Source organism: Enterobacter sp. 3U4, from assembly GCF_057224565.1.
The window spans coordinates 4,074,385-4,095,390 of record NZ_CP136665.1 but is presented as its reverse complement, the minus strand read 5'-3'; the positions used below and the strand labels follow the sequence as shown (position 1 = coordinate 4,095,390).

Sequence of the window (21,006 nt, the reverse complement as noted above, 5' to 3'; positions counted from 1 at the left end):
TTACTACGGATTTGACCGTATTAGTCTTCTTTCGCACCGCGCATAGCACGTTTACGATCGTTCTCGGTCAGGTGACGTTTACGGATACGAATTGACTGTGGAGTCACTTCAACCAGTTCGTCATCATCGATGAATTCCAGAGCCTGCTCCAGAGTCATCTTGATCGGTGGAACCAGAACCGTTGCTTCGTCAGTACCGGACGCACGCATGTTGGTCAGTTTCTTACCGGTCAGGCAGTTTACGGTCAGGTCGTTAGAGCGACTGTGAATACCGATGATCTGGCCTTCATAAACCTCAGCACCGTGACCCAGGAACAGCTTACCGCGATCCTGCAGACCGAACAGCGCAAACGCAACCGCTTTACCCTGACCGTTGGAGATCAGCACGCCGTTGTTACGCTGGCCCACTTCGCCCGGACGAACGTCGTCGTAGTGGCTGAAGGTGGAGTACAGCAGACCGGTACCGGAAGTCATGGTCATGAACTCTGAACGGAAGCCGATCAGGCCACGGCTTGGGATCACGTAGTCGAGACGTACGCGGCCTTTGCCATCTGGATTCATGTTTTTCAGGTCGCCTTTACGCTCACCCAGAGCCTGCATCACAGAACCCTGGTGCTGCTCTTCAACGTCCAGCGTCACGTTTTCGAACGGCTCTTGTTTACGGCCGTCGATTTCGCGGAAGATAACTTTCGGACGGGAAACCGCCATTTCGAAACCTTCACGACGCATGTTTTCGATCAGAACAGACAGGTGCAGCTCACCACGACCCGAAACGCGGAATGCATCAGCGTCTTCGGTTTCTTCAACGCGCAGCGCAACGTTGTGCACCAGCTCTTTGTTCAGGCGGTCAAGGATCTGACGAGAGGTAACGAACTTACCTTCTTTACCACAGAACGGAGAGGTGTTGACGTTGAAGAACATGGATACGGTTGGTTCATCAACGGACAGGGCTGGCAGCGCTTCGACGTTCTGCGGATCGCAGATGGTGTCGGAGATGTTCAGTTCACCCAGACCGGTGATAGCGATGATGTCGCCCGCTTCAGCGATGTCGCTCTCGATACGCTCAAGACCCAGGTGAGTCAGTACTTTACCAACTTTACCGTTACGGGTTTTGCCTTCGCTATCGATGATAGTGACCTGCTGGTTCGGCTTCACTTTACCGCGCTTGATGCGACCAATGCCGATTACGCCAACGTAGTTGTTGTAGTCGAGCTGAGAGATCTGCATCTGCAGGGTGCCGTCGAGATCGACGTTTGGCGCAGGAACACGGTCAACAATCGCCTGATACAGCGGGGTCATGTCTTCAGCCATGTCTTCGTGGTCCAGACCTGCGATACCGTTCAGCGCAGAAGCGTAAACGATAGGGAAGTCCAGCTGCTCGTCGGTCGCGTCGAGGTTAACGAACAGGTCGAAGACCTGGTCAACAACCCAGTCAGGACGCGCGCCAGGGCGGTCAACTTTGTTGATAACAACGATTGGCTTCAGACCATGGGCAAAAGCTTTTTTGGTCACGAAGCGCGTCTGTGGCATTGGGCCATCCATTGCGTCAACGACCAGCAGAACGGAGTCTACCATGGACATTACACGTTCAACTTCACCACCGAAGTCGGCGTGCCCTGGGGTATCAACGATGTTGATACGGTAGTCATTCCATTTAATCGCGGTGTTTTTCGCGAGGATGGTAATCCCACGCTCTTTCTCCAAATCGTTGGAGTCCATCACGCGTTCTTGGGTTTCGGCACGCGCATCAAACGTACCGGATTGCTGCAGCAGCTTGTCAACCAGGGTAGTTTTACCATGGTCTACGTGCGCGATGATGGCGATGTTACGCAAATTTTCGATCACAACTTTGCCTCAGGCATTTAGAAATAGCGCGTTATTGTACACGGATTAATCGCACTACAAAACAGGATCACAAACATCCCCCGCAAACAAGTATTGCAGAGATGCTTTGTGATCGCTTTCACGGAGCGGTAAAAGGGCACTTTAACGTAAATTGCACCAATATGGTGCTCAATGTTCACATTGAAGCACTATACTGGTGCAACAAATCCATTGTGGTGCAGCCCTTTTGCACTATGGTGCGCATGATAACGCCTTTTTGGGGTGTTTTAAAAGTTGGCACAGATTTCGCTTTATAAAAAATACATGGCAACAGCCAGTACAAACAGAAATTGAAGACCTCGTTACCACGACGACAATGACCAATCTGGAGAGTTAAGTATGTCCGCTGAACACGTTTTGACGATGCTGAACGAACATGAAGTGAAGTTTGTTGATCTGCGCTTCACCGATACCAAAGGTAAAGAACAGCACGTCACAATCCCTGCTCATCAGGTGAACGCCGAATTCTTCGAAGAAGGCAAAATGTTTGACGGCTCCTCCATTGGCGGCTGGAAAGGCATTAACGAATCCGACATGGTTCTGATGCCAGATGCGACCACTGCGGTCATTGATCCGTTCTTCGAAGAACCAACCCTGATCATCCGTTGCGACATCCTCGAGCCAGGCACGCTGCAGGGCTACGACCGCGACCCACGTTCTATCGCGAAACGCGCTGAAGAGTATCTGCGTTCTACCGGCATCGCAGACACCGTTCTGTTCGGGCCAGAGCCAGAGTTCTTCCTGTTCGATGACATCCGCTTCGGTGCCTCTATTTCTGGCTCCCACGTGGCTATCGACGACATCGAAGGCGCATGGAACTCCTCCACCAAATACGAAGGCGGTAACAAAGGTCACCGTCCTGGCGTGAAAGGCGGTTACTTCCCGGTTCCTCCGGTCGACTCTGCACAGGACATTCGTTCCACCATGTGTCTGGTGATGGAAGAGATGGGCCTGGTTGTTGAAGCGCACCACCACGAAGTGGCGACAGCGGGTCAGAACGAAGTGGCTACCCGCTTCAACACCATGACCAAAAAAGCGGACGAAATTCAGATCTACAAATACGTTGTGCACAACGTTGCGCACCGTTTCGGTAAAACCGCGACCTTCATGCCAAAACCAATGTTTGGCGATAACGGTTCCGGTATGCACTGCCACATGTCTCTGTCCAAGAACGGCACCAACCTGTTCTCTGGCGACAAATATGCCGGTCTGTCCGAGCAGGCGCTGTATTACATTGGCGGCGTAATCAAACACGCTAAAGCGATCAACGCCCTGGCGAACCCAACCACCAACTCCTACAAGCGTCTGGTCCCGGGCTACGAAGCGCCAGTGATGCTGGCCTACTCTGCGCGTAACCGTTCTGCTTCTATCCGTATTCCGGTGGTGGCATCTCCTAAAGCGCGTCGTATCGAAGTGCGCTTCCCGGATCCAGCGGCTAACCCATACCTGTGCTTCGCAGCACTGCTGATGGCCGGTCTGGACGGTATCAAGAACAAGATCCACCCGGGCGAAGCGATGGACAAAAACCTGTACGACCTGCCGCCAGAAGAAGCGAAAGAGATCCCACAGGTTGCAGGCTCTCTGGAAGAAGCCCTGCAGGCGCTGGACGCAGACCGCGAGTTCCTGACCGCAGGTGGCGTATTCACTGACGACGCTATCGATGCATACATCGCGCTGCGCACTGAAGAGAACGACCGCGTGCGTATGACTCCGCATCCGGTTGAGTTCGAACTGTACTACAGCGTTTAATTAAGTTGTTTTACCCGGCGTGACAAACGCCGGGAGTAGTTGCCGTGGAAACTTTTAGCCCATCTCCGGATGGGCTTTTTTCTCCACCAACAATCTGATCTCACGCGCTTTTGACGCCGAAAACGCTATACTGCACTAAATTAGTGCATACGACTCCAGGAGACTGCTGAATGGCAACTGGCACGCTGCCCGATGCTGGGCAGATCCTCAATTCTTTGATTAACAGCATATTGCTGGTCGATGACGAGCTGGCCGTTCATTACGCCAACCCTGCGGCACAGCAGCTGCTCGCCCAAAGCGCACGCAAACTGTTCGGCACCCCGCTTCCGGAACTCCTGAGCTATTTTTCGCTGAATATTGGCCTGATGCAGGAAAGTTTACAGGCAGGCCAGGGCTTCACCGATAACGAAGTGACGCTGGTGATCGACGGGCGTTCGCACATTCTGTCGCTGACCGCGCAACGTCTTCCTGAAGGCCTGATCCTGCTGGAAATGGCGCCGATGGATAATCAGCGGCGACTGAGCCAGGAACAGCTTCAGCATGCACAGCAAATTGCCGCCCGTGACCTGGTGCGCGGTCTGGCGCATGAAATCAAAAACCCGCTGGGTGGATTACGCGGTGCGGCGCAGCTTCTGACCAAGGCGCTGCCCGACCCTGCGCTGGCGGAGTACACCAACGTCATCATCGAGCAGGCGGACCGCCTGCGGAATCTGGTTGACCGTCTTCTCGGGCCACAGCAGCCGGGAATGCACGTCACAGAAAGCATCCATAAAGTGGCTGAACGGGTGGTGAAGCTCGTCTCGATGGAGCTGCCGGAGAACGTCACGCTGGTGCGCGATTACGACCCAAGCCTGCCGGAACTGGCTCATGACCCGGATCAGATTGAGCAGGTCCTGTTGAACATTGTGCGCAATGCCCTGCAGGCGCTGGGGCCTGAAGGGGGCGAGATTATTTTACGCACCCGTACCGCCTTCCAGCTCACGTTACACGGCGTGCGCTATCGGCTTGCGGCACGAATCGACGTCGAGGATAACGGGCCCGGCATTCCATCGCATCTGCAGGACACCCTGTTCTACCCGATGGTAAGCGGTCGCGAAGGCGGAACCGGCCTGGGCTTATCCATTGCCCGCAGTTTGATCGATCAACACTCTGGAAAAATTGAATTTACCAGTTGGCCGGGACATACCGAGTTTTCGGTTTTCCTGCCGATTAAAAAATAAAGGTGACGTTTATGCAACGAGGGATAGTCTGGGTAGTCGATGACGATAGCTCCATCCGTTGGGTGCTTGAACGCGCGCTCACGGGGGCGGGATTAAGCTGCACGACGTTTGAGAGCGGCAGCGAAGTGCTCGACGCACTCACCACCAAAACGCCCGATGTTCTGCTGTCGGATATTCGCATGCCGGGCATGGACGGGCTGGCGCTGTTAAAGCAGATCAAACAACGCCACCCTATGCTTCCGGTCATCATAATGACGGCCCACTCCGATCTGGATGCCGCGGTGAGCGCCTATCAGCAAGGGGCATTCGATTATCTGCCCAAACCGTTTGATATCGACGAAGCGGTGGCGCTGGTTGAGCGCGCGATTAGCCACTATCAGGAGCAGCAACAGCCGCGCCACGCGCCCGATTTTGGGCCAACGACAGACATTATCGGCGAAGCGCCGGCGATGCAGGACGTATTTCGCATTATTGGCCGTCTGTCCCGCTCGTCCATTAGCGTATTGATTAACGGTGAATCGGGAACCGGTAAAGAGCTTGTGGCGCATGCATTGCATCGCCATAGCCCACGGGCAAAAGCGCCGTTTATCGCCCTGAATATGGCGGCGATCCCGAAGGATTTGATTGAATCCGAACTGTTCGGGCACGAAAAAGGGGCGTTTACCGGCGCAAATACCATTCGCCAGGGACGCTTCGAACAGGCAGACGGCGGTACGCTGTTCCTGGATGAGATCGGTGATATGCCGCTGGACGTTCAGACCCGCCTGCTGCGCGTGCTGGCAGATGGGCAGTTTTACCGCGTTGGCGGCTACGCGCCGGTGAAGGTGGACGTGCGCATCATCGCCGCGACCCACCAGAATCTGGAGCAGCGCGTGCAGGAAGGCAAATTCCGTGAGGATTTATTCCATCGACTGAACGTCATTCGCGTTCATCTGCCGCCGCTGCGTGAACGCCGGGAAGATATTCCCCGCCTGGCGCGTCATTTCCTGCAGGTAGCCGCCCGCGAGCTGGGCGTGGAGGCCAAGCAGCTTCACCCGGAAACCGATGCCGCTCTGACGCGCCTGGCATGGCCGGGCAACGTGCGTCAGCTGGAAAACACCTGCCGCTGGTTAACCGTGATGGCTGCCGGGCAGGAAGTGCTGATTCAGGATTTACCGGCCGAGCTGTTTGAAGCGACCGCGCCTGAAAGCACCACCGGTCACGCGCTGCCGGACAGCTGGGCGACGCTGCTGGCGCAGTGGGCCGACCGTGCCCTGCGTTCCGGTCATCAAAACCTGCTGTCTGAAGCGCAGCCTGAGATGGAGCGTACGCTGTTAACTACCGCGCTTCGTCATACGCAGGGCCACAAGCAGGAAGCCGCTCGCCTGTTGGGATGGGGACGTAATACCCTGACGCGCAAGCTGAAAGAGCTGGGAATGGAGTAATATCCGCCCTTGTGTAAAGGTGATTAATTGAGCGCAAATTGCCGTTATTTTGCGCTTTACTGTTCCGATGAGTTTTGTATGATCGTGCCCGGAAATTGGGGGTGAACATCATGCTGGAAACATTCGTGAATATGCTCTCTAGCGGAGCCGCTGAAAGCCACACGCCACAAACCGCCGTTGCGGCGGTGCTGTGTGCGGCGCTGGTTGGGCTGTTTAGCTAACGAGCTGTCAATGAAAAGCCGGGTGGCGGCTTCGCCTTACCCGGCCTACAAACGCGTGAAATGTAGGCCGGGTAAGCGAAGCGCCACCCGACATTGCCGCTTAAATCACCCGCGAGAACTGCTGCATACGCGCTTTCTGACGCAGATACGCGTCAAAGCACATGCAGATATTACGGATCAACAGACGTCCTTTTGGCGTGACCTCAATCGCGCTGTCCGACACATCCACCAGCCCGTCTTTCGCCAGCGGCGCCAGCAGCTTCAGGTCTTCCGCAAAATAATCGATGAAGTTCAGTTCCCACTGCGCTTCCACCTCGCTGAAATCGAGACGGAAGTTGCAGATAAGCGCCTTAATCACATCGCGACGGATACAGTCGTCGCGCGTTAATGCGATGCCGCGCCACAGCGCGTTGCCCGTCTCATCAACCTGCTGGTAATACAGCTTCAGTTCTTTCTGGTTTTGCGCGTAGCAGTCGCCGATCATGCTGATGGCAGAGACGCCCATTCCCAGCAAATCGGTATCGCCCTGGGTCGTGTAGCCCTGGAAGTTACGGTGCAGGACCCCTTCACGCTGAGCAATCGCCAGCTCGTCATCCGGACGGGCGAAGTGATCCATCCCGATAAACTGATAGCCGGTGTCGGTCAGCGAGGTGATGGTTTCCTGCAGGATATCCAGCTTCTGCTGGGCAGAAGGAAGATCGGCATCTTTGATTTTGCGCTGGGCGGCAAACAACGTCGGCAGGTGCGCGTAGTTAAAGACGCTCAGGCGATCCGGGTTGAGTTCGGCCACGCGCTTCAGGGTGAAGGCGAAGCTTTCCGGCGTTTGCTTTGGCAGGCCGTAAATCAGGTCAATATTGGTCGAGGTGAAGCCAATCTCACGCGCGTGATTGAGTAAGGCAAAGATAAATTCTTCGTCCTGCTCGCGATTCACCAGACGCTGAACCTCTTTATTGAAATCCTGCACGCCCATGCTCAGGCGGTTGAAGCCTTCCGCGCGTAAGTGATCCAGTACATCCAGCTCAATTTCACGCGGATCGACTTCGATCGAGATTTCAGCGTCGGCGTTAAAACTGAAACTGCCGCGCAGAAGCTTCATCAGGCGACTTATTTGCGCTTTATTCAGATAGGTTGGCGTACCGCCGCCCCAATGAAGCTGGCTGACGTGACGGCCTTTAAACAGCGGCGCGCGATGCACAATTTCCTGTTCGAGCGCGTCAAGATACTGATCGGCTTTGTGCTGCTGCCGGGTCACGATTTTATTGCAGCCGCAGAAGTAGCAAAGCTTGTGGCAAAACGGAATATGGACGTAGAGCGACAACGGACGCTCAGGATAGCGTGCAACAGCCTGCTGAAAATCCCTCTCGCCGAAGGCATCGGAGAACTCCAGCGCGGTGGGGTATGACGTATAACGCGGCCCGGAATAGTTATATTTCTGGATTAGGGCCAAATCCCAGTCGATAGTTGGTGCTGACATGCTCACTCCTTCCGTTGGTGTCGCGTTCGTATACGGCGGCCCGTTCTGACCCCATTGCGGGCCATCATTCGGGTGCGCAGCCACTTCTGTCGCCGCGACAACCGCCGTAGTTTAACGAATAACCACACCAGATAACATATAACCGGAAGGGTTATAAGCAGGACTATCGCGCCTGCCGGGTGCAAATGTTAGTTTCCACCCTTCAGAAGACGCATCATATCTTCCTGCTTTTCGTCTTCTTCTTCGTCGTCTTCGTCATCATAAGACAGGCCCAGCTTCTGCATCAGCTCGTCGATGCGATCCAGTTTGGCATCCACCCATGACTGCTCTTCCGCGGTCAGGGTTTCACCCTCTTCAAGACGTTCCAGCAGCGCGTCCAGGCGCTCATCGTTCTCCAGCAAATCCAGCTCAGCCTGCGGTGAAAGCATAGGTTTCTCGCTCTTTGGTTTGTGCTGCTTAGTGACCGGGGTGTCTGTCACGCCCAGTGGAATGGGAGTTTTACTGCCGATACGAGGGTCTTTCTGCTGTTTGCCTTTTGCAGAAGCGCCCGCTGCACCACCACCGTTGGCACGGCTACCCGCAGCATGACCGCGATGTTTTTTGTCGCGTTTGCGGTCGCGCGCTTCCTGGTTCAGTTCTTCGCGCGTTTTGCGGCGTGCTTTTGCAGGGCGTTTCGCGCCCGCAGCGGAGGTTGGTTTTTTCATGATGTTTTATCTTTAAGTCGTTTTCTTCAGTATAGAATTGCGGCGAAATCTAGCAGAAAGCAAGCAAAGAAAAAAGGCGACAGAGCAATCTGTCGCCTTTTTTCCTGACTCACAACCCTTAGCGGGTCAGACATTCCATGTTTGCCAACAACAAACCCTGTTTATCCCTTGGCTAATACCGTCCGTGATACGGTTCCCTTTCCTGTTAAAACGCCTCCAGGCGCTGGTCATCCTGACAATCCTGCGTCTTCGCCTCCTGGCGCTCCTGACCCTAATCCTTAAGTCGATTTCCTGATGGCTTCCTCGCCCTGACGCACACTTTACATTGTTCGCATAAACTAACAAGCAACGAAACGGTACAAAAAGAGATTTTCAGACAATTACCCGAAAATAAGCTTATGATTTAAAACAGTTTGTCTTTTTTAAAGCCTGCGAATTCTCTGAAATCTCCCATAGCATCTCTGGCCGATCTCTCACACCGGTTAGGGCATTCGCCTACAGGGCATAGCAATCAGAAAAGCCTTTTGCCTGCATTCGGGTATAATCCCCCTCAGATTACGATTTTGGAGACGACCACGTGACTACCTGGAACTACCAACAGACGCATTTTGTCACCAGTGCGCCCGATATACGCCACCTTCCTTCTGATACCGGTATTGAAGTGGCATTTGCTGGCCGCTCCAATGCGGGGAAATCCAGCGCCCTGAATACGCTGACTAATCAGAAGAGCCTGGCGCGTACCTCAAAAACACCTGGCCGTACCCAGCTGATCAACCTGTTTGAAGTCGCAGAGGGCAAACGCCTGGTCGACTTACCGGGCTACGGTTACGCGCAGGTACCGGAAGAGATGAAAATCAAGTGGCAGCGTGCGCTGGGTGAATACCTGGAAAAACGTCTGTGCCTGAAAGGTCTGGTGGTGCTGATGGATATTCGCCATCCCCTGAAAGATCTGGATCAGCAGATGATCGACTGGGCTGTAGCAAGCGATATCGCCGTGCTGGTGCTGCTGACGAAAGCCGATAAGCTGGCAAGCGGCGCGCGCAAAGCGCAGGTGAATATGGTTCGCGAAGCGGTGCTGGCGTTCAATGGTGATGTGCAGGTTGAACCGTTCTCCTCGCTGAAAAAGCAGGGCGTGGACAAGCTGCGTCAGAAGCTCGACACCTGGTTTAGCGAGCTGGAACCCGCGACGGAAGCGGAAGAAGAGTAATACCGGGCGCGGCGATGGCCGCGCTTTTTTTGCCCGAAGATTTCTTTGCCGCAATAAAAAACGCCCCAGTCATTACTGACTGGGGCGGCTAAAATATTCAGCCAAATCCGATTACGTGAAGTAAAAGGTCTGAAAGATAGAACATCTTACCTCTGTACCCTACGCCGATAACTCTACCCCTTTTTGTGCTGCAGAAAAAGCACTTTTTGTAGTTTTTTTTCATTCTTTACATAGGGAATTCTAATGATCGTCACAAAACGCGCCTTCTTATGTTGCAAACTTACATAAATAGCGCGTTATGCGAAAAACCGTTAGTGAGCCTGATCCCAGTTTTCACCACTTCCTACTTCCACCAGCAACGGCACGTCCAGCGTCATGCTGCTTTCCATCAGTTCGTGGATCTTCTTCGACACGGCGTCCAGGTCGTCCTTGTGCACTTCAAATACCAGTTCATCGTGCACCTGCATGATCATTTTCACGCGGGGCTTCTCTGCTTCAAGCCAGGCATCAACGGCGATCATTGCACGTTTAATAATGTCCGCCGCAGTACCCTGCATCGGGGCGTTGATCGCCGCACGCTCAGCGCCAGCGCGGCGCGCGGCATTGCTGGATTTGATGTCCGGTAAGTAGAGACGGCGGCCATCCAGGGTTTCGACGTAACCTTTTTCCTTCGCCTGCGCGCGGGTGCGTTCCATATATTCCAGCACGCCCGGATAACGCTCGAAGTAGAGATCCATATACTTCTGCGACTCTTTACGCGGAATGTTGAGCTGGCGCGAAAGCCCAAATGCACTCATGCCATAAATCAGCCCGAAGTTGATCGCCTTAGCGCTGCGGCGCTGCTCGTTGGTCACGCTGTCCAGCGGCAAGCCGAAGACTTCCGCCGCGGTTGCCCGGTGGATATCCTTCCCTTCGGCAAACGCGGTAAGCAGGCCTTTGTCACGGGACAGGTGCGCCATAATGCGCAGTTCGATTTGCGAGTAGTCAGCAGAGACAATCAGATAATCCTCTGGGGCAATGAAAGCCTGGCGAATACGGCGGCCCTCTTCGTTACGTACCGGGATGTTCTGCAGGTTGGGATCGGTTGACGAGAGACGACCGGTCGCCGCGACGGCCTGATGATACGACGTATGCACACGACCCGTTTTCGGGTTGATCATCAGCGGGAGCTTATCAGTGTAGGTAGACTTCAGCTTCGCGAGCCCACGGTACTGCAGAATCACTTTTGGCAGCGGGTAATCCAGCGCCAGCTCTTCCAGCACCTCTTCAGAGGTTGAAGGCGCACCGCCAGGGGTTTTCTTCAGCGGCTTGATGCCCTGCTTTTCAAACAGAATGGTTTGCAGCTGCTTCGGTGAAGAGAGGTTAAACGGCTCGCCTGCAAGCTCATGCGCTTTCTGCTCCAGCTCGGTCAGGCGCTGCGCCAGTTCCCCGGAGTGGTTATGCAGCACCGTTGGATCGATTTTCACGCCGTTGCGTTCAATGCGCGACAGCACGGGCACCAGCGGCATCTCGATATGCTGGAACACGTTCAGCGGACCTTCGTGCTTCTGCAGTTTTGGCCACATTTTCAGGTGCAGCTGCAGCGTGACGTCAGCGTCTTCCGCCGCGTAGCGCCCCGCTTCTTCGAGAGCTATCTGGTTAAAGGTGAGCTGATTTTTCCCTTTACCGGCAATCTCTTCGAAGGTGATGGTTTTGTGCTTGAGCCAGCGGTCAGATAAGGAATCCATATCATGACGGCCCGCGACGCTGTCCAGAATGTAGGATTCAAGCATGGTGTCGAAGGCAATCCCACGCAGTTCAATGCCGTAGTTTTGCAGAATACCGCGGTCGTACTTGAGGTTTTGTCCAACCTTGAGCGCCTTTTCGTCTTCCAGGATCGGCTTCAGCAGCTCAAGCACGCGTTCACGGGAGATCTGCTCCGGCGCGTCCAGGTAATCGTGCGCCACGGGAACATAGGCCGCATGACCAGGCTCTGTCGCAAATGACAGGCCTACCATATTGGCAGAAATGTTATCGAGACTGTCAGTTTCGGTATCAAAGGCAAAGACCGGAGCCTTTTTCAGTTTCTCGATCCACGCAATCAGCTGTGACTCTTCAAGAATGGTTTCGTAGTTGTCGAAGGAAAGCGCCACGGCTTCTTCTTCCGCCTGCTCTTCTGCGTCAACGACGATCGTCTCCTTCGGCTTTGCAGCAGGTTTCGCCCCTTTTGCCTGCAGCCATTTACCGGCTTCCACGTCAGTGATCCAGCGCTTGAATTCGTATTTCTTAAACAGGCTCAGCAGATCGTCAGCGGAAGGCTGTTGCACTTCCAGCTGCTCACAGCCCAGCTCCAGTTCGACATCGGTTTTGATGGTTGCCAGCTTATAGGAGAGATAAGCCACCTCTTTGTTCTCTTCCAGTTTTCCGGCCATGGTTTTTGCACCACGGAAGGAGAGCCCGGCGATTTTGTCCGATTCCGCATAGAGCGTATCCAGCCCGCCCAGCCCCTGAAGCAGCGCCTGCGCGGTTTTCTCGCCGACGCCAGGGACACCCGGGATGTTATCTGAGGAGTCGCCCATCAACGCGAGGAAATCGATAATCAACTCTGGCGGCACGCCATACTTCGTGACCACTTCTTCTGGCCCCAGAATGGTGTTAGTCATGGTGTTAATCAGGGTAATACCTGGCGTCACCAGCTGCGCCATATCTTTATCACCGGTGCTGATCAGCACAGGACGGCCCATTTTTTCAGCTTCACGCGCCAGCGTGCCGATGACGTCATCGGCTTCAACGCCAGAGACCGCCAGCAGCGGCAACCCCATCGCTTTTACCATGGCGTGCAGCGGCTCAATCTGCGCACGCAGATCGTCAGGCATTGGCGGACGGTGGGATTTGTAATGCTCAAACAGCTCATCGCGGAAGGTTTTACCTTTCGCATCAAAGACGACAGCCGCATGGGTTGGCTGATACTGAAGGATCAGGCTGCGCAGCATGTTCAGCACGCCGTACATTGCGCCGGTAGGTTCCCCTGCGCTATTGGTCAGAGGAGGAAACGCATGGTACGCCCGATACAGGTAAGAAGAGCCATCGACGAGAATAAGAGGGTTTTCTGGGATCTGAACCATAATGTCCGTGCCTTTAATCAATTTATGGGTAAAGGATGCCACAGAAGGATGAAAACATCAGTTATTAGCGCCTGATACAGGAAAAGATTTTGCGATCGTGAGGATCGCTCGCAAAAATCAAACTGTGGATAAGTTTGTGCATATTTTCACTTCATATGAATAACAGACGCAAAAAATACATATGAGATGATTTTTAGATCTTATTTATCATGCTGTTATGGCATTAGATCTTATCTATATGGCCAACTGATGGCAATTTAGTCTATGTGGATATAAGGCCTGATAAGCGCGTAATGACAGAGAAATCTTCTGCGGCAGGGTAAAAGCGGCCAAATCATCACGTGAAAGCGCCGTTAAATTGTCTGTTTTCTGGTAAAATCAGCGCCCAGCGTCGACTAGCCGGTCGCTCACTCACAGCTAACTACCTGAAAAAGCTCATCATGTCGAGATTGCTCGCTGCAATAACATTACTGTTAAGCATCATTTTAACTATTCTGGTGACGATCGCCTGTTCCGTGCCGATCATTCTCGCCGGGATCATTAAACTGCTGCTGCCTGTCCCCGTGGTGTGGCGAGCCGTATCCGCATTTTGTAATTTCATGATGTACTGCTGGTGCGAAGGACTGGCGATCCTGCTGCGCCTGAACCCGCATCTGAAGTGGGATATAAAAGGGCTGGAGAGTCTTAACAAGAAGAACTGGTACCTGCTGATCTGCAATCACCACAGCTGGGCGGACATCGTGGTGTTATGCGTGCTTTTTCGCAAACACATCCCGATGAACAAATACTTTCTGAAACAGCAGCTCGCCTGGGTGCCTTTTATCGGGCTGGCCTGCTGGGCGCTCGATATGCCGTTTATGAAACGCTATTCGCGCAGCTATTTGATTCGTCATCCGGAACGTCGCGGTAAGGATGTGGAGACAACGCGCCGGTCCTGCGAAAAGTTTCGTGCGCATCCAACGACCATCGTGAACTTTGTGGAAGGCTCCCGGTTTACGGAAGAGAAGCGCCAGCAAACTCGCTCTCCTTACCAGCATCTGCTGCCGCCAAAGGCGGCAGGGATTGCGATGGCGCTTAACGTGCTGGGAGCACAGTTCGATAAACTCCTTAACGTCACGCTCTGCTATCCGGAAAACGACAGGACGCCATTCTTCGATATGCTCAGCGGCAAACTGACGCGCATTGTCGTGCACGTCGATCTGGTTCCGATTGACGCTGAACTGCACGGTGATTACGTAAACGATAAGAACTTCAAACGTCGTTTCCAGCAGTGGCTTAATACGCTCTGGAAAGAGAAAGACGAACAGATAGATAAGATAAAATCTTCATACAAAAACGCCGGTCAGTGACCGGCGTTTTTACATCAACGAAATTACTTCTTCTCAACCAGATATTTCACGGTATCTGCATACTGCTGTACGAAGATATCCATGCTGCTGGTATCCATGCCCTGCATGTTCAGCTGGTATTTGCCGTTAACAAACATCGCCGGAACGCCCTGAAGCTGGAGGTCAGCAGCCGCTTTTTCCTGCTGAGCTACCAGAGATTTCACCACAAAGCTGTTCCATGCTGCGTCATACTCTTCACCTTTCACGCCGGCATCAACGAATACTTTACGAATATCCGCAGTGGTTTGAACGGTCTGGGTTTTCTGTACGGCTTCAAACATTGGCGCAGTGATCTTATCTTCCACGCCCAATGCCATCGCAACCGCCCACGCCTGAGTCAGGTCTTTACCCAATGGGCCCAGGAACTCTACGTGGTACTTGGTCATTTTGGTGCCTTCTGGCAGCTTTTTCTTCACGTTGTCAGACACATGCAGCACCTGCTCGAACTGATAGCAGTGTGGGCAATAGAACGAGAAGAACTCCAGAACCTGTGGCTCGCCAGCGACCGGCTTTTCCAGCGTGGTGTACTGTTTGCCGTCGGTAAACTGCGCAGCAGAAGCGCTAAATGCCAGAATCATACCTGCCAGCGCCAGCCAAATTTTTTTCATGATTAACTCTCTCCTGGGTGTGTCCAATTAATACATCGGCGTTAATTGCAGTGGAGGTTCCTGAAGAACCTTGACCTGCTCAGTAAATGTAGATATCTGGCTACGCCAGTAATCCTCTCCGGTAAGCCACGGGAAATTCCGGGGAAATGCGGGATCGTCCCAACGCCTGATCAACCATGCGAGATAATAAACAAAACGCATCGCACGTAAAGGCTCAATCAGGGCAATTTCGTCTGAATTAAATGGGCTAAATTCTTCATAAGCTTCAATAATGGTTTCAAGCTGCATGCGTTGCTCGGCTTTGTCGCCATTGAGCAGCATCCACAGGTCCTGAACCGCTGGCCCCATACGTGCATCATCGAGATCGACAAACAGCGGGCCATCACGCCAGAGGATATTTCCTGCATGACAATCGCCATGCAGGCGCAGGACGGAAATATCGTCGCGCCAGCAGGTTTTAACAGCAGCAATGAGCTTATCGGTGGCGTTGAGGAAATCATCCTTTAACGCAGTGGGGATCATTGCAGACGTTTCAAATATTTCGCGCGGCTCAAGAAGGTATTCCTGAATCCCGATAATCGGACGGGCAATAAAGGCTTTTTTGCGTCCCGTCTGGTGTATGCGCCCAAGATAGCGGGCAACCCACTCCATCTGATCGATATTATCCGCTTCAAATTGACGTCCCCCCAGGCTTGGGAATACCGCGTAATAAAACCCTTCGTGCGTGAGGAGCGTTTGGTTATTGAATTTTAGCGGCGCGGCCACGGGAACATCGTCATCCAGCAGATCGTGAGCAAACTGATGCTCTTCCTGAATTTGTTCAGCGGACCAGCGTTCAGGACGATAGAATTTTACGACGTAGCGCTGACGATCCTCGTCCTGAAATTGATAGACGCGGTTTTCGTAGCTGTTTAACGGGGTTAGCCCGGAATCCACCCGAATACCCTGTTCAAACAGGGCATCCATAATGGTGTCCGGGTGTAATGTCTGGAAAGTAAAAGCCTGGTCGTTCATCCGATCATCCGGAAATTATACGAATGATTCAGGATATCATCTTGTGGCGATTTCGGTGCCGCCGCTTACAAGCTTTTACTCTTTAATTACGCCTCGGGCGCGCAGCAATGCGGTCTTAAAATCTTCCTCATAATCTTTCTGAATACCAGGAATAACAGCATCTTTTGCGGAGTCGCGCATTTTAAGGTGGTAGATCAGGATGTCGTCAGAAAGGTCTGCCAGATCGCCGTCAAAACCTGACTCTTTCGCCAGTTTCTGTAAAAATTGCATCAGATTTAGCTCTGGCTCTTTTTGCCAGGCCGGCTGGAGGAGTTCAATAACTTCATTCAGACGTTTACATTTCATGGTGGTGCTCCTTTCATTTAGAGTGACACGTTAGCAGGGTCAATCCCACAATAAAAGAGGCGATATTCGTGAATCTTAGCCAGGAAATCATCGGGGTCGTTCTGGCAGGCGGCAGAGCAACGCGAATGGGCGGAAAAGATAAGGGGCTTCAGCTTCTTAATGGCAAACCCTTGTGGCAGCATGTCGCTGATACGCTCGCAGACCAGGTGTCGACAATGGTCATCAGTGCTAACCGGCATATCGACACTTACCGGCGCAGCGGGTACGCCGTTTACCAGGATATCCTTGCAGATTTCCCGGGACCGCTGGCCGGTATGCTTTCTGCCATGCAACAGTCTCAAGGAGAGTGGTTTATCTTCTGTCCCTGCGATACCCCGTTTATTCCGTCCTGTCTTGTCGAGCGTTTGTTACAGCTTCGCGGTACGGCTCCTGTGGTTTGGGTACATGACGGCGAGCGTGACCATCCTGCTATCGCATTGATGCACCGATCGCTAGCGCCTGCTCTGCAGAGCTATCTGGCTGCGGGAGAGCGTAGGGTGATGGTCTTTATGCGTGAGTCTGGCGGCCATTCTGTTGATTTTAGCGATTTAAAATCAGCATTTGTGAACGTGAATACGCGCGAAGATTTGCAGATGATGCAGGAGAAAAAATGATACCTCTTTTAGCCATTTCCGCATGGAGTGGGACCGGAAAAACTACGCTGCTGAAAAAGCTGATACCAGCGCTGTGTGCCAGAGGCCTTCGTCCTGGATTGATTAAGCATAGTCATCACAACATAAATATCGATACGCCAGGAAAAGACAGCTATGAGCTGCGTAAGGCTGGAGCAGCACAAACGATGGTAGCAAGTCCTCAGCGCTGGGCATTAATGACAGAAACGCCGGATGAGGCGCCGCTGGATCTCGCTTATCTGGTCAGCCGGATGGATCATGCCACGCTGGATCTGGTGCTGATTGAGGGATTTAAGCATGAGGAAGTGCCTAAGATCCTGCTGTTCAGAAGCGATGCCGGGCATGATATGAGTGAGTTAACGCTTGATGAGCATGTCATTGCAGTGGCCAGTGATGTGGTATTGCCGCTTGAGGTTCCGGTGCTGGACTTAAATGATGTGGATGGGATTGCGGGATTTATTGTGGCGTGGGGTGCGGTCTGACTTTCCGGGTGGCGGCTTTGCCTTACCCTACCTACAAAATTCGGTAGTTCAGAAACGCAAAAAGGCCATCCTTTCGGATGGCCTCTTCACTTATTTGATGCCTGGCAGTTCCCTACTCTCACATGGGGAGACCCCACACTACCATCGGCGCTACGGCGTTTCACTTCTGAGTTCGGCATGGGGTCAGGTGGGACCACCGCGCTAAAGCCGCCAGGCAAATTCTGTTAAATCTGTATCAGAGCTGAAAATCGCGTCTCTCTTCGCCGAAACAGCTTCGGCGTTGTAAGGTTAAGCCTCACGGTTCATTAGTATCGGTTAGCTCAACGCATCGCTGCGCTTACACACCCGACCTATCAACGTCGTAGTCTTCAACGTTCCTTCAGGACCCTTAAAGGGTCAGGGAGAACTCATCTCGGGGCAAGTTTCGTGCTTAGATGCTTTCAGCACTTATCTTTTCCGCATTTAGCTACCGGGCAGTGCCATTGGCATGACAACCCGAACACCAGTGATGCGTCCACTCCGGTCCTCTCGTACTAGGAGCAGCCCCCCTCAATTCTCCAGCGCCCACGGCAGATAGGGACCGAACTGTCTCACGACGTTCTAAACCCAGCTCGCGTACCACTTTAAATGGCGAACAGCCATACCCTTGGGACCTACTTCAGCCCCAGGATGTGATGAGCCGACATCGAGGTGCCAAACACCGCCGTCGATATGAACTCTTGGGCGGTATCAGCCTGTTATCCCCGGAGTACCTTTTATCCGTTGAGCGATGGCCCTTCCATTCAGAACCACCGGATCACTATGACCTGCTTTCGCACCTGCTCGAGCCGTCACTCTCGCAGTCAAGCTAGCTTATGCCATTGCACTAACCTCCTGATGTCCGACCAGGATTAGCTAACCTTCGTGCTCCTCCGTTACTCTTTGGGAGGAGACCGCCCCAGTCAAACTACCCACCAGACACTGTCCGCAACCCGGATTACGGGTCTACGTTAGAACACCAGCCATTAAAGGGTGGTATTTCAAGGTCGGCTCCACGCAGACTGGCGTCCACGCTTCAAAGCCTCCCACCTATCCTACACATCAAGGACCAGTGTTCAGTGTCAAGCTATAGTAAAGGTTCACGGGGTCTTTCCGTCTTGCCGCGGGTACACTGCATCTTCACAGCGAGTTCAATTTCACTGAGTCTCGGGTGGAGACAGCCTGGCCATCATTACGCCATTCGTGCAGGTCGGAACTTACCCGACAAGGAATTTCGCTACCTTAGGACCGTTATAGTTACGGCCGCCGTTTACCGGGGCTTCGATCAAGAGCTTCGCGTTGCCGCTAACCCCATCAATTAACCTTCCGGCACCGGGCAGGCGTCACACCGTATACGTCCACTTTCGTGTTTGCACAGTGCTGTGTTTTTAATAAACAGTTGCAGCCAGCTGGTATCTTCGACTGATTTCAGCTCCACCCGCAGGGGCTTCACCTACATATCAGCGTGCCTTCTCCCGAAGTTACGGCACCATTTTGCCTAGTTCCTTCACCCGAGTTCTCTCAAGCGCCTTGGTATTCTCTACCTGACCACCTGTGTCGGTTTGGGGTACGATTTGATGTTACCTGATGCTTAGAGGCTTTTCCTGGAAGCAGGGCATTTGTTACTTCAGCACCGTAGTGCCTCGTCATCACACCTCAGCGTTAAAAGGTACCGGATTTACCTGGAACCTCCGCCTACATGCTTAAACCGGGACAACCGTCGCCCGGCTAACATAGCCTTCTCCGTCCCCCCTTCGCAGTAACACCAAGTACAGGAATATTAACCTGTTTCCCATCGACTACGCCTTTCGGCCTCGCCTTAGGGGTCGACTCACCCTGCCCCGATTAACGTTGGACAGGAACCCTTGGTCTTCCGGCGAGCGGGCTTTTCACCCGCTTTATCGTTACTTATGTCAGCATTCGCACTTCTGATACCTCCAGCATGCCTCACAGCACACCTTCAACGGCTTACAGAACGCTCCCCTACCCAACAACACATAGTGTCGCTGCCGCAGCTTCGGTGCATGGTTTAGCCCCGTTACATCTTCCGCGCAGGCCGACTCGACCAGTGAGCTATTACGCTTTCTTTAAATGATGGCTGCTTCTAAGCCAACATCCTGGCTGTCTGTGCCTTCCCACATCGTTTCCCACTTAACCATGACTTTGGGACCTTAGCTGGCGGTCTGGGTTGTTTCCCTCTTCACGACGGACGTTAGCACCCGCCGTGTGTCTCCCGTGATAACATTCTTCGGTATTCGTAGTTTGCATCGGGTTGGTAAGCCGGGATGGCCCCCTAGCCGAAACAGTGCTCTACCCCCGAAGATGAGTTCACGAGGCGCTACCTAAATAGCTTTCGGGGAGAACCAGCTATCTCCCGGTTTGATTGGCCTTTCACCCCCAGCCACAAGTCATCCGCTAATTTTTCAACATTAGTCGGTTCGGTCCTCCAGTTAGTGTTACCCAACCTTCAACCTGCCCATGGCTAGATCACCGGGTTTCGGGTCTATACCCTGCAACTTAACGCCCAGTTAAGACTCGGTTTCCCTTCGGCTCCCCTATACGGTTAACCTTGCTACAGAATATAAGTCGCTGACCCATTATACAAAAGGTACGCAGTCACACCACGAAGGTGCTCCCACTGCTTGTACGTACACGGTTTCAGGTTCTTTTTCACTCCCCTCGCCGGGGTTCTTTTCGCCTTTCCCTCACGGTACTGGTTCACTATCGGTCAGTCAGGAGTATTTAGCCTTGGAGGATGGTCCCCCCATATTCAGACAGGATACCACGTGTCCCGCCCTACTCTTCGAGTTCACAGCCTGTGTGCTTTCGTGTACGGGACTGTCACCCTGTACCGTGCGACTTTCCAGACGCTTCCACTAACACACAAGCTGATTCAGACTCTGGGCTGCTCCCCGTTCGCTCGCCGCTACTGGGGGAATCTCGGTTGATTTCTTTTCCTCGGGGTACTTAGATGTTTCAGTTCCCCCGGTTCGCCTCGTTAACCTATGTATTCAGTTAACGATAGTGCAACGAATTGCACTGGGTTTCCCCATTCGGACATCGCCGGGTCAAAGGTTCATATCACCTCGCCGGCGCTTTTCGCAGATTAGCACGTCCTTCATCGCCTCTGACTGCCAGGGCATCCACCGTGTACGCTTAGTCGCTTAACCTCACAACCCGAAGATGTTTCACTTCTGATTGCGAAAATTTGAGAGACTCGAACACACCTTAAAGATGTGTCGTTTCAATTTTCAGCTTGATCCAGATTTTTAAAGAGCAAATATCTCAAACATGACTCGCAAGTCAGTTTTGAGATATGACGGCAGGTGACTTTCACTCACGAACCAGCAAGTGGCGTCCCCTAGGGGATTCGAACCCCTGTTACCGCCGTGAAAGGGCGGTGTCCTGGGCCTCTAGACGAAGGGGACACTGAAGTCTCAATCGCAAGACGCCTTGCTATTTACTTTTCATCAGACAATCTGTGTGAGCACTAC

The 21,006-nt window shown here is 53.1% G+C and carries 16 protein-coding genes, 1 tRNA gene and 2 rRNA genes; 8 read left to right on the top strand and 11 right to left on the bottom strand.

The genetic code is table 11. The annotated features are described in order from the left end of the window. Positions 1-20: 20 nt before the first annotated feature. Positions 21-1,844 (bottom strand): ribosome-dependent GTPase TypA, encoded by a 1,824-nt coding sequence (typA, locus tag RVY89_RS19535; protein WP_023331638.1) that lies wholly within the window; start codon positions 1,842-1,844, stop codon positions 21-23. A 378-nt stretch (positions 1,845-2,222) separates the two neighbouring features. Here typA and glnA point away from each other — a divergent pair, with 378 nt between their 5' ends. The 4 genes from glnA (at position 2,223) to RVY89_RS19515 (ending at position 6,497) form a co-directional block, all read left to right on the top strand. Further along, positions 2,223-3,632: a glutamate--ammonia ligase gene (gene glnA / locus RVY89_RS19530; RefSeq protein ID WP_008501856.1), complete on the top strand. Its 1,410-nt coding sequence runs from the start codon at positions 2,223-2,225 to the stop codon at positions 3,630-3,632. Between the two features lie 170 nt (positions 3,633-3,802). Then, positions 3,803-4,852, top strand: coding sequence for a nitrogen regulation protein NR(II) (gene glnL / locus RVY89_RS19525; RefSeq protein ID WP_008501857.1), 1,050 nt, complete (start codon positions 3,803-3,805; stop codon positions 4,850-4,852). 11 nt (positions 4,853-4,863) lie between these two features. Continuing rightward, positions 4,864-6,276: a nitrogen regulation protein NR(I) gene (gene glnG, locus RVY89_RS19520; RefSeq protein ID WP_024909218.1), complete on the top strand. Its 1,413-nt coding sequence runs from the start codon at positions 4,864-4,866 to the stop codon at positions 6,274-6,276. Positions 6,277-6,386: 110 nt separating this feature from the next. Continuing rightward, positions 6,387-6,497 carry a YshB family small membrane protein gene (locus RVY89_RS19515; RefSeq protein ID WP_032622955.1) on the top strand — a complete coding sequence of 37 codons (111 nt, stop codon included), beginning with the start codon at positions 6,387-6,389 and terminating at the stop codon, positions 6,495-6,497. A 100-nt stretch (positions 6,498-6,597) separates the two neighbouring features. On the opposite strand, the gene hemN is transcribed toward RVY89_RS19515, so the two are convergent. Then, a complete protein-coding gene (hemN, locus tag RVY89_RS19510; RefSeq protein WP_484826199.1) occupies positions 6,598-7,971 on the bottom strand; it encodes an oxygen-independent coproporphyrinogen III oxidase in 1,374 nt (457 codons plus the stop codon). Between the two features lie 188 nt (positions 7,972-8,159). Next, the gene (gene yihI / locus RVY89_RS19505) at positions 8,160-8,675 is read right to left on the bottom strand and encodes a Der GTPase-activating protein YihI (RefSeq protein ID WP_014885763.1); all 516 of its coding nucleotides are present in this window, start codon (positions 8,673-8,675) and stop codon (positions 8,160-8,162) included. 577 nt (positions 8,676-9,252) lie between these two features. On the opposite strand from yihI, the gene yihA reads away from it, so the two are divergent. Continuing rightward, the gene (gene yihA, locus RVY89_RS19500; protein WP_023309768.1) at positions 9,253-9,882 is read left to right on the top strand and encodes a ribosome biogenesis GTP-binding protein YihA/YsxC; all 630 of its coding nucleotides are present in this window, start codon (positions 9,253-9,255) and stop codon (positions 9,880-9,882) included. A gap of 97 nt (positions 9,883-9,979) precedes the next feature. Here yihA and spfP read toward each other — a convergent pair whose 3' ends face one another. Continuing rightward, positions 9,980-10,027, bottom strand: a complete 48-nt coding sequence (gene spfP / locus RVY89_RS19495; protein ID WP_071892919.1) for a small protein SpfP — start codon at positions 10,025-10,027, stop codon at positions 9,980-9,982. Positions 10,028-10,193: 166 nt separating this feature from the next. After that, positions 10,194-12,986 carry a DNA polymerase I gene (polA, locus tag RVY89_RS19490; protein ID WP_484826198.1) on the bottom strand — a complete coding sequence of 931 codons (2,793 nt, stop codon included), beginning with the start codon at positions 12,984-12,986 and terminating at the stop codon, positions 10,194-10,196. A gap of 440 nt (positions 12,987-13,426) precedes the next feature. On the opposite strand from polA, the gene RVY89_RS19485 reads away from it, so the two are divergent. Then, positions 13,427-14,335, top strand: coding sequence for an acyltransferase (locus tag RVY89_RS19485; protein WP_484826197.1), 909 nt, complete (start codon positions 13,427-13,429; stop codon positions 14,333-14,335). A gap of 23 nt (positions 14,336-14,358) precedes the next feature. Here RVY89_RS19485 and dsbA read toward each other — a convergent pair whose 3' ends face one another. The 3 genes from dsbA to RVY89_RS19470 all read right to left on the bottom strand — a co-directional run bounded on the left by dsbA (position 14,359) and on the right by RVY89_RS19470 (position 16,341). Then, the gene (dsbA, locus tag RVY89_RS19480; RefSeq protein WP_371899635.1) at positions 14,359-14,982 is read right to left on the bottom strand and encodes a thiol:disulfide interchange protein DsbA; all 624 of its coding nucleotides are present in this window, start codon (positions 14,980-14,982) and stop codon (positions 14,359-14,361) included. A gap of 27 nt (positions 14,983-15,009) precedes the next feature. After that, positions 15,010-15,996 (bottom strand): serine/threonine protein kinase, encoded by a 987-nt coding sequence (locus RVY89_RS19475; protein WP_484826196.1) that lies wholly within the window; start codon positions 15,994-15,996, stop codon positions 15,010-15,012. 75 nt (positions 15,997-16,071) lie between these two features. Beyond that, a complete protein-coding gene (locus RVY89_RS19470) occupies positions 16,072-16,341 on the bottom strand; it encodes a YihD family protein (RefSeq protein ID WP_008501866.1) in 270 nt (89 codons plus the stop codon). 68 nt (positions 16,342-16,409) lie between these two features. On the opposite strand from RVY89_RS19470, the gene mobA reads away from it, so the two are divergent. Next, positions 16,410-16,994, top strand: coding sequence for a molybdenum cofactor guanylyltransferase MobA (gene mobA / locus RVY89_RS19465; RefSeq protein WP_484826195.1), 585 nt, complete (start codon positions 16,410-16,412; stop codon positions 16,992-16,994). Further along, positions 16,991-17,494 carry a molybdopterin-guanine dinucleotide biosynthesis protein MobB gene (gene mobB / locus RVY89_RS19460; RefSeq protein ID WP_484826194.1) on the top strand — a complete coding sequence of 168 codons (504 nt, stop codon included), beginning with the start codon at positions 16,991-16,993 and terminating at the stop codon, positions 17,492-17,494. Before mobA ends, mobB begins: the two co-directional genes overlap by 4 nt. A gap of 99 nt (positions 17,495-17,593) precedes the next feature. Here mobB and rrf read toward each other — a convergent pair. From rrf to RVY89_RS19445, 3 genes are all read right to left on the bottom strand, one after another. Continuing rightward, positions 17,594-17,709, bottom strand: a 5S ribosomal RNA gene (gene rrf / locus RVY89_RS19455). Between the two features lie 69 nt (positions 17,710-17,778). Continuing rightward, positions 17,779-20,682: ribosomal RNA gene (locus RVY89_RS19450) — 23S ribosomal RNA — on the bottom strand. Positions 20,683-20,864: 182 nt separating this feature from the next. Continuing rightward, positions 20,865-20,940: transfer RNA gene (locus tag RVY89_RS19445), tRNA-Glu, on the bottom strand. Between the last annotated feature and the right edge of the window lie 66 nt (positions 20,941-21,006).

Bases quoted from the DNA above. Each gene is read 5' to 3' on its own strand.
- glnG (WP_024909218.1), top strand. From the start codon at position 4,864: ATGCAACGAGGGATAGTCTGGGTAGTCGATGACGATAGCTCCATCCGT.
- RVY89_RS19515 (WP_032622955.1), top strand. From the start codon at position 6,387: ATGCTGGAAACATTCGTGAATATGCTCTCTAGCGGAGCCGCTGAAAGC.
- RVY89_RS19485 (WP_484826197.1), top strand. From the start codon at position 13,427: ATGTCGAGATTGCTCGCTGCAATAACATTACTGTTAAGCATCATTTTA.
- mobB (WP_484826194.1), top strand. From the start codon at position 16,991: ATGATACCTCTTTTAGCCATTTCCGCATGGAGTGGGACCGGAAAAACT.
- polA (WP_484826198.1), bottom strand. From the start codon at position 12,986: ATGGTTCAGATCCCAGAAAACCCTCTTATTCTCGTCGATGGCTCTTCT.
- RVY89_RS19475 (WP_484826196.1), bottom strand. From the start codon at position 15,996: ATGAACGACCAGGCTTTTACTTTCCAGACATTACACCCGGACACCATT.
- glnL (WP_008501857.1), top strand. From the start codon at position 3,803: ATGGCAACTGGCACGCTGCCCGATGCTGGGCAGATCCTCAATTCTTTG.
- glnA (WP_008501856.1), top strand. From the start codon at position 2,223: ATGTCCGCTGAACACGTTTTGACGATGCTGAACGAACATGAAGTGAAG.
- RVY89_RS19470 (WP_008501866.1), bottom strand. From the start codon at position 16,341: ATGAAATGTAAACGTCTGAATGAAGTTATTGAACTCCTCCAGCCGGCC.
- yihI (WP_014885763.1), bottom strand. From the start codon at position 8,675: ATGAAAAAACCAACCTCCGCTGCGGGCGCGAAACGCCCTGCAAAAGCA.
- dsbA (WP_371899635.1), bottom strand. From the start codon at position 14,982: ATGAAAAAAATTTGGCTGGCGCTGGCAGGTATGATTCTGGCATTTAGC.
- hemN (WP_484826199.1), bottom strand. From the start codon at position 7,971: ATGTCAGCACCAACTATCGACTGGGATTTGGCCCTAATCCAGAAATAT.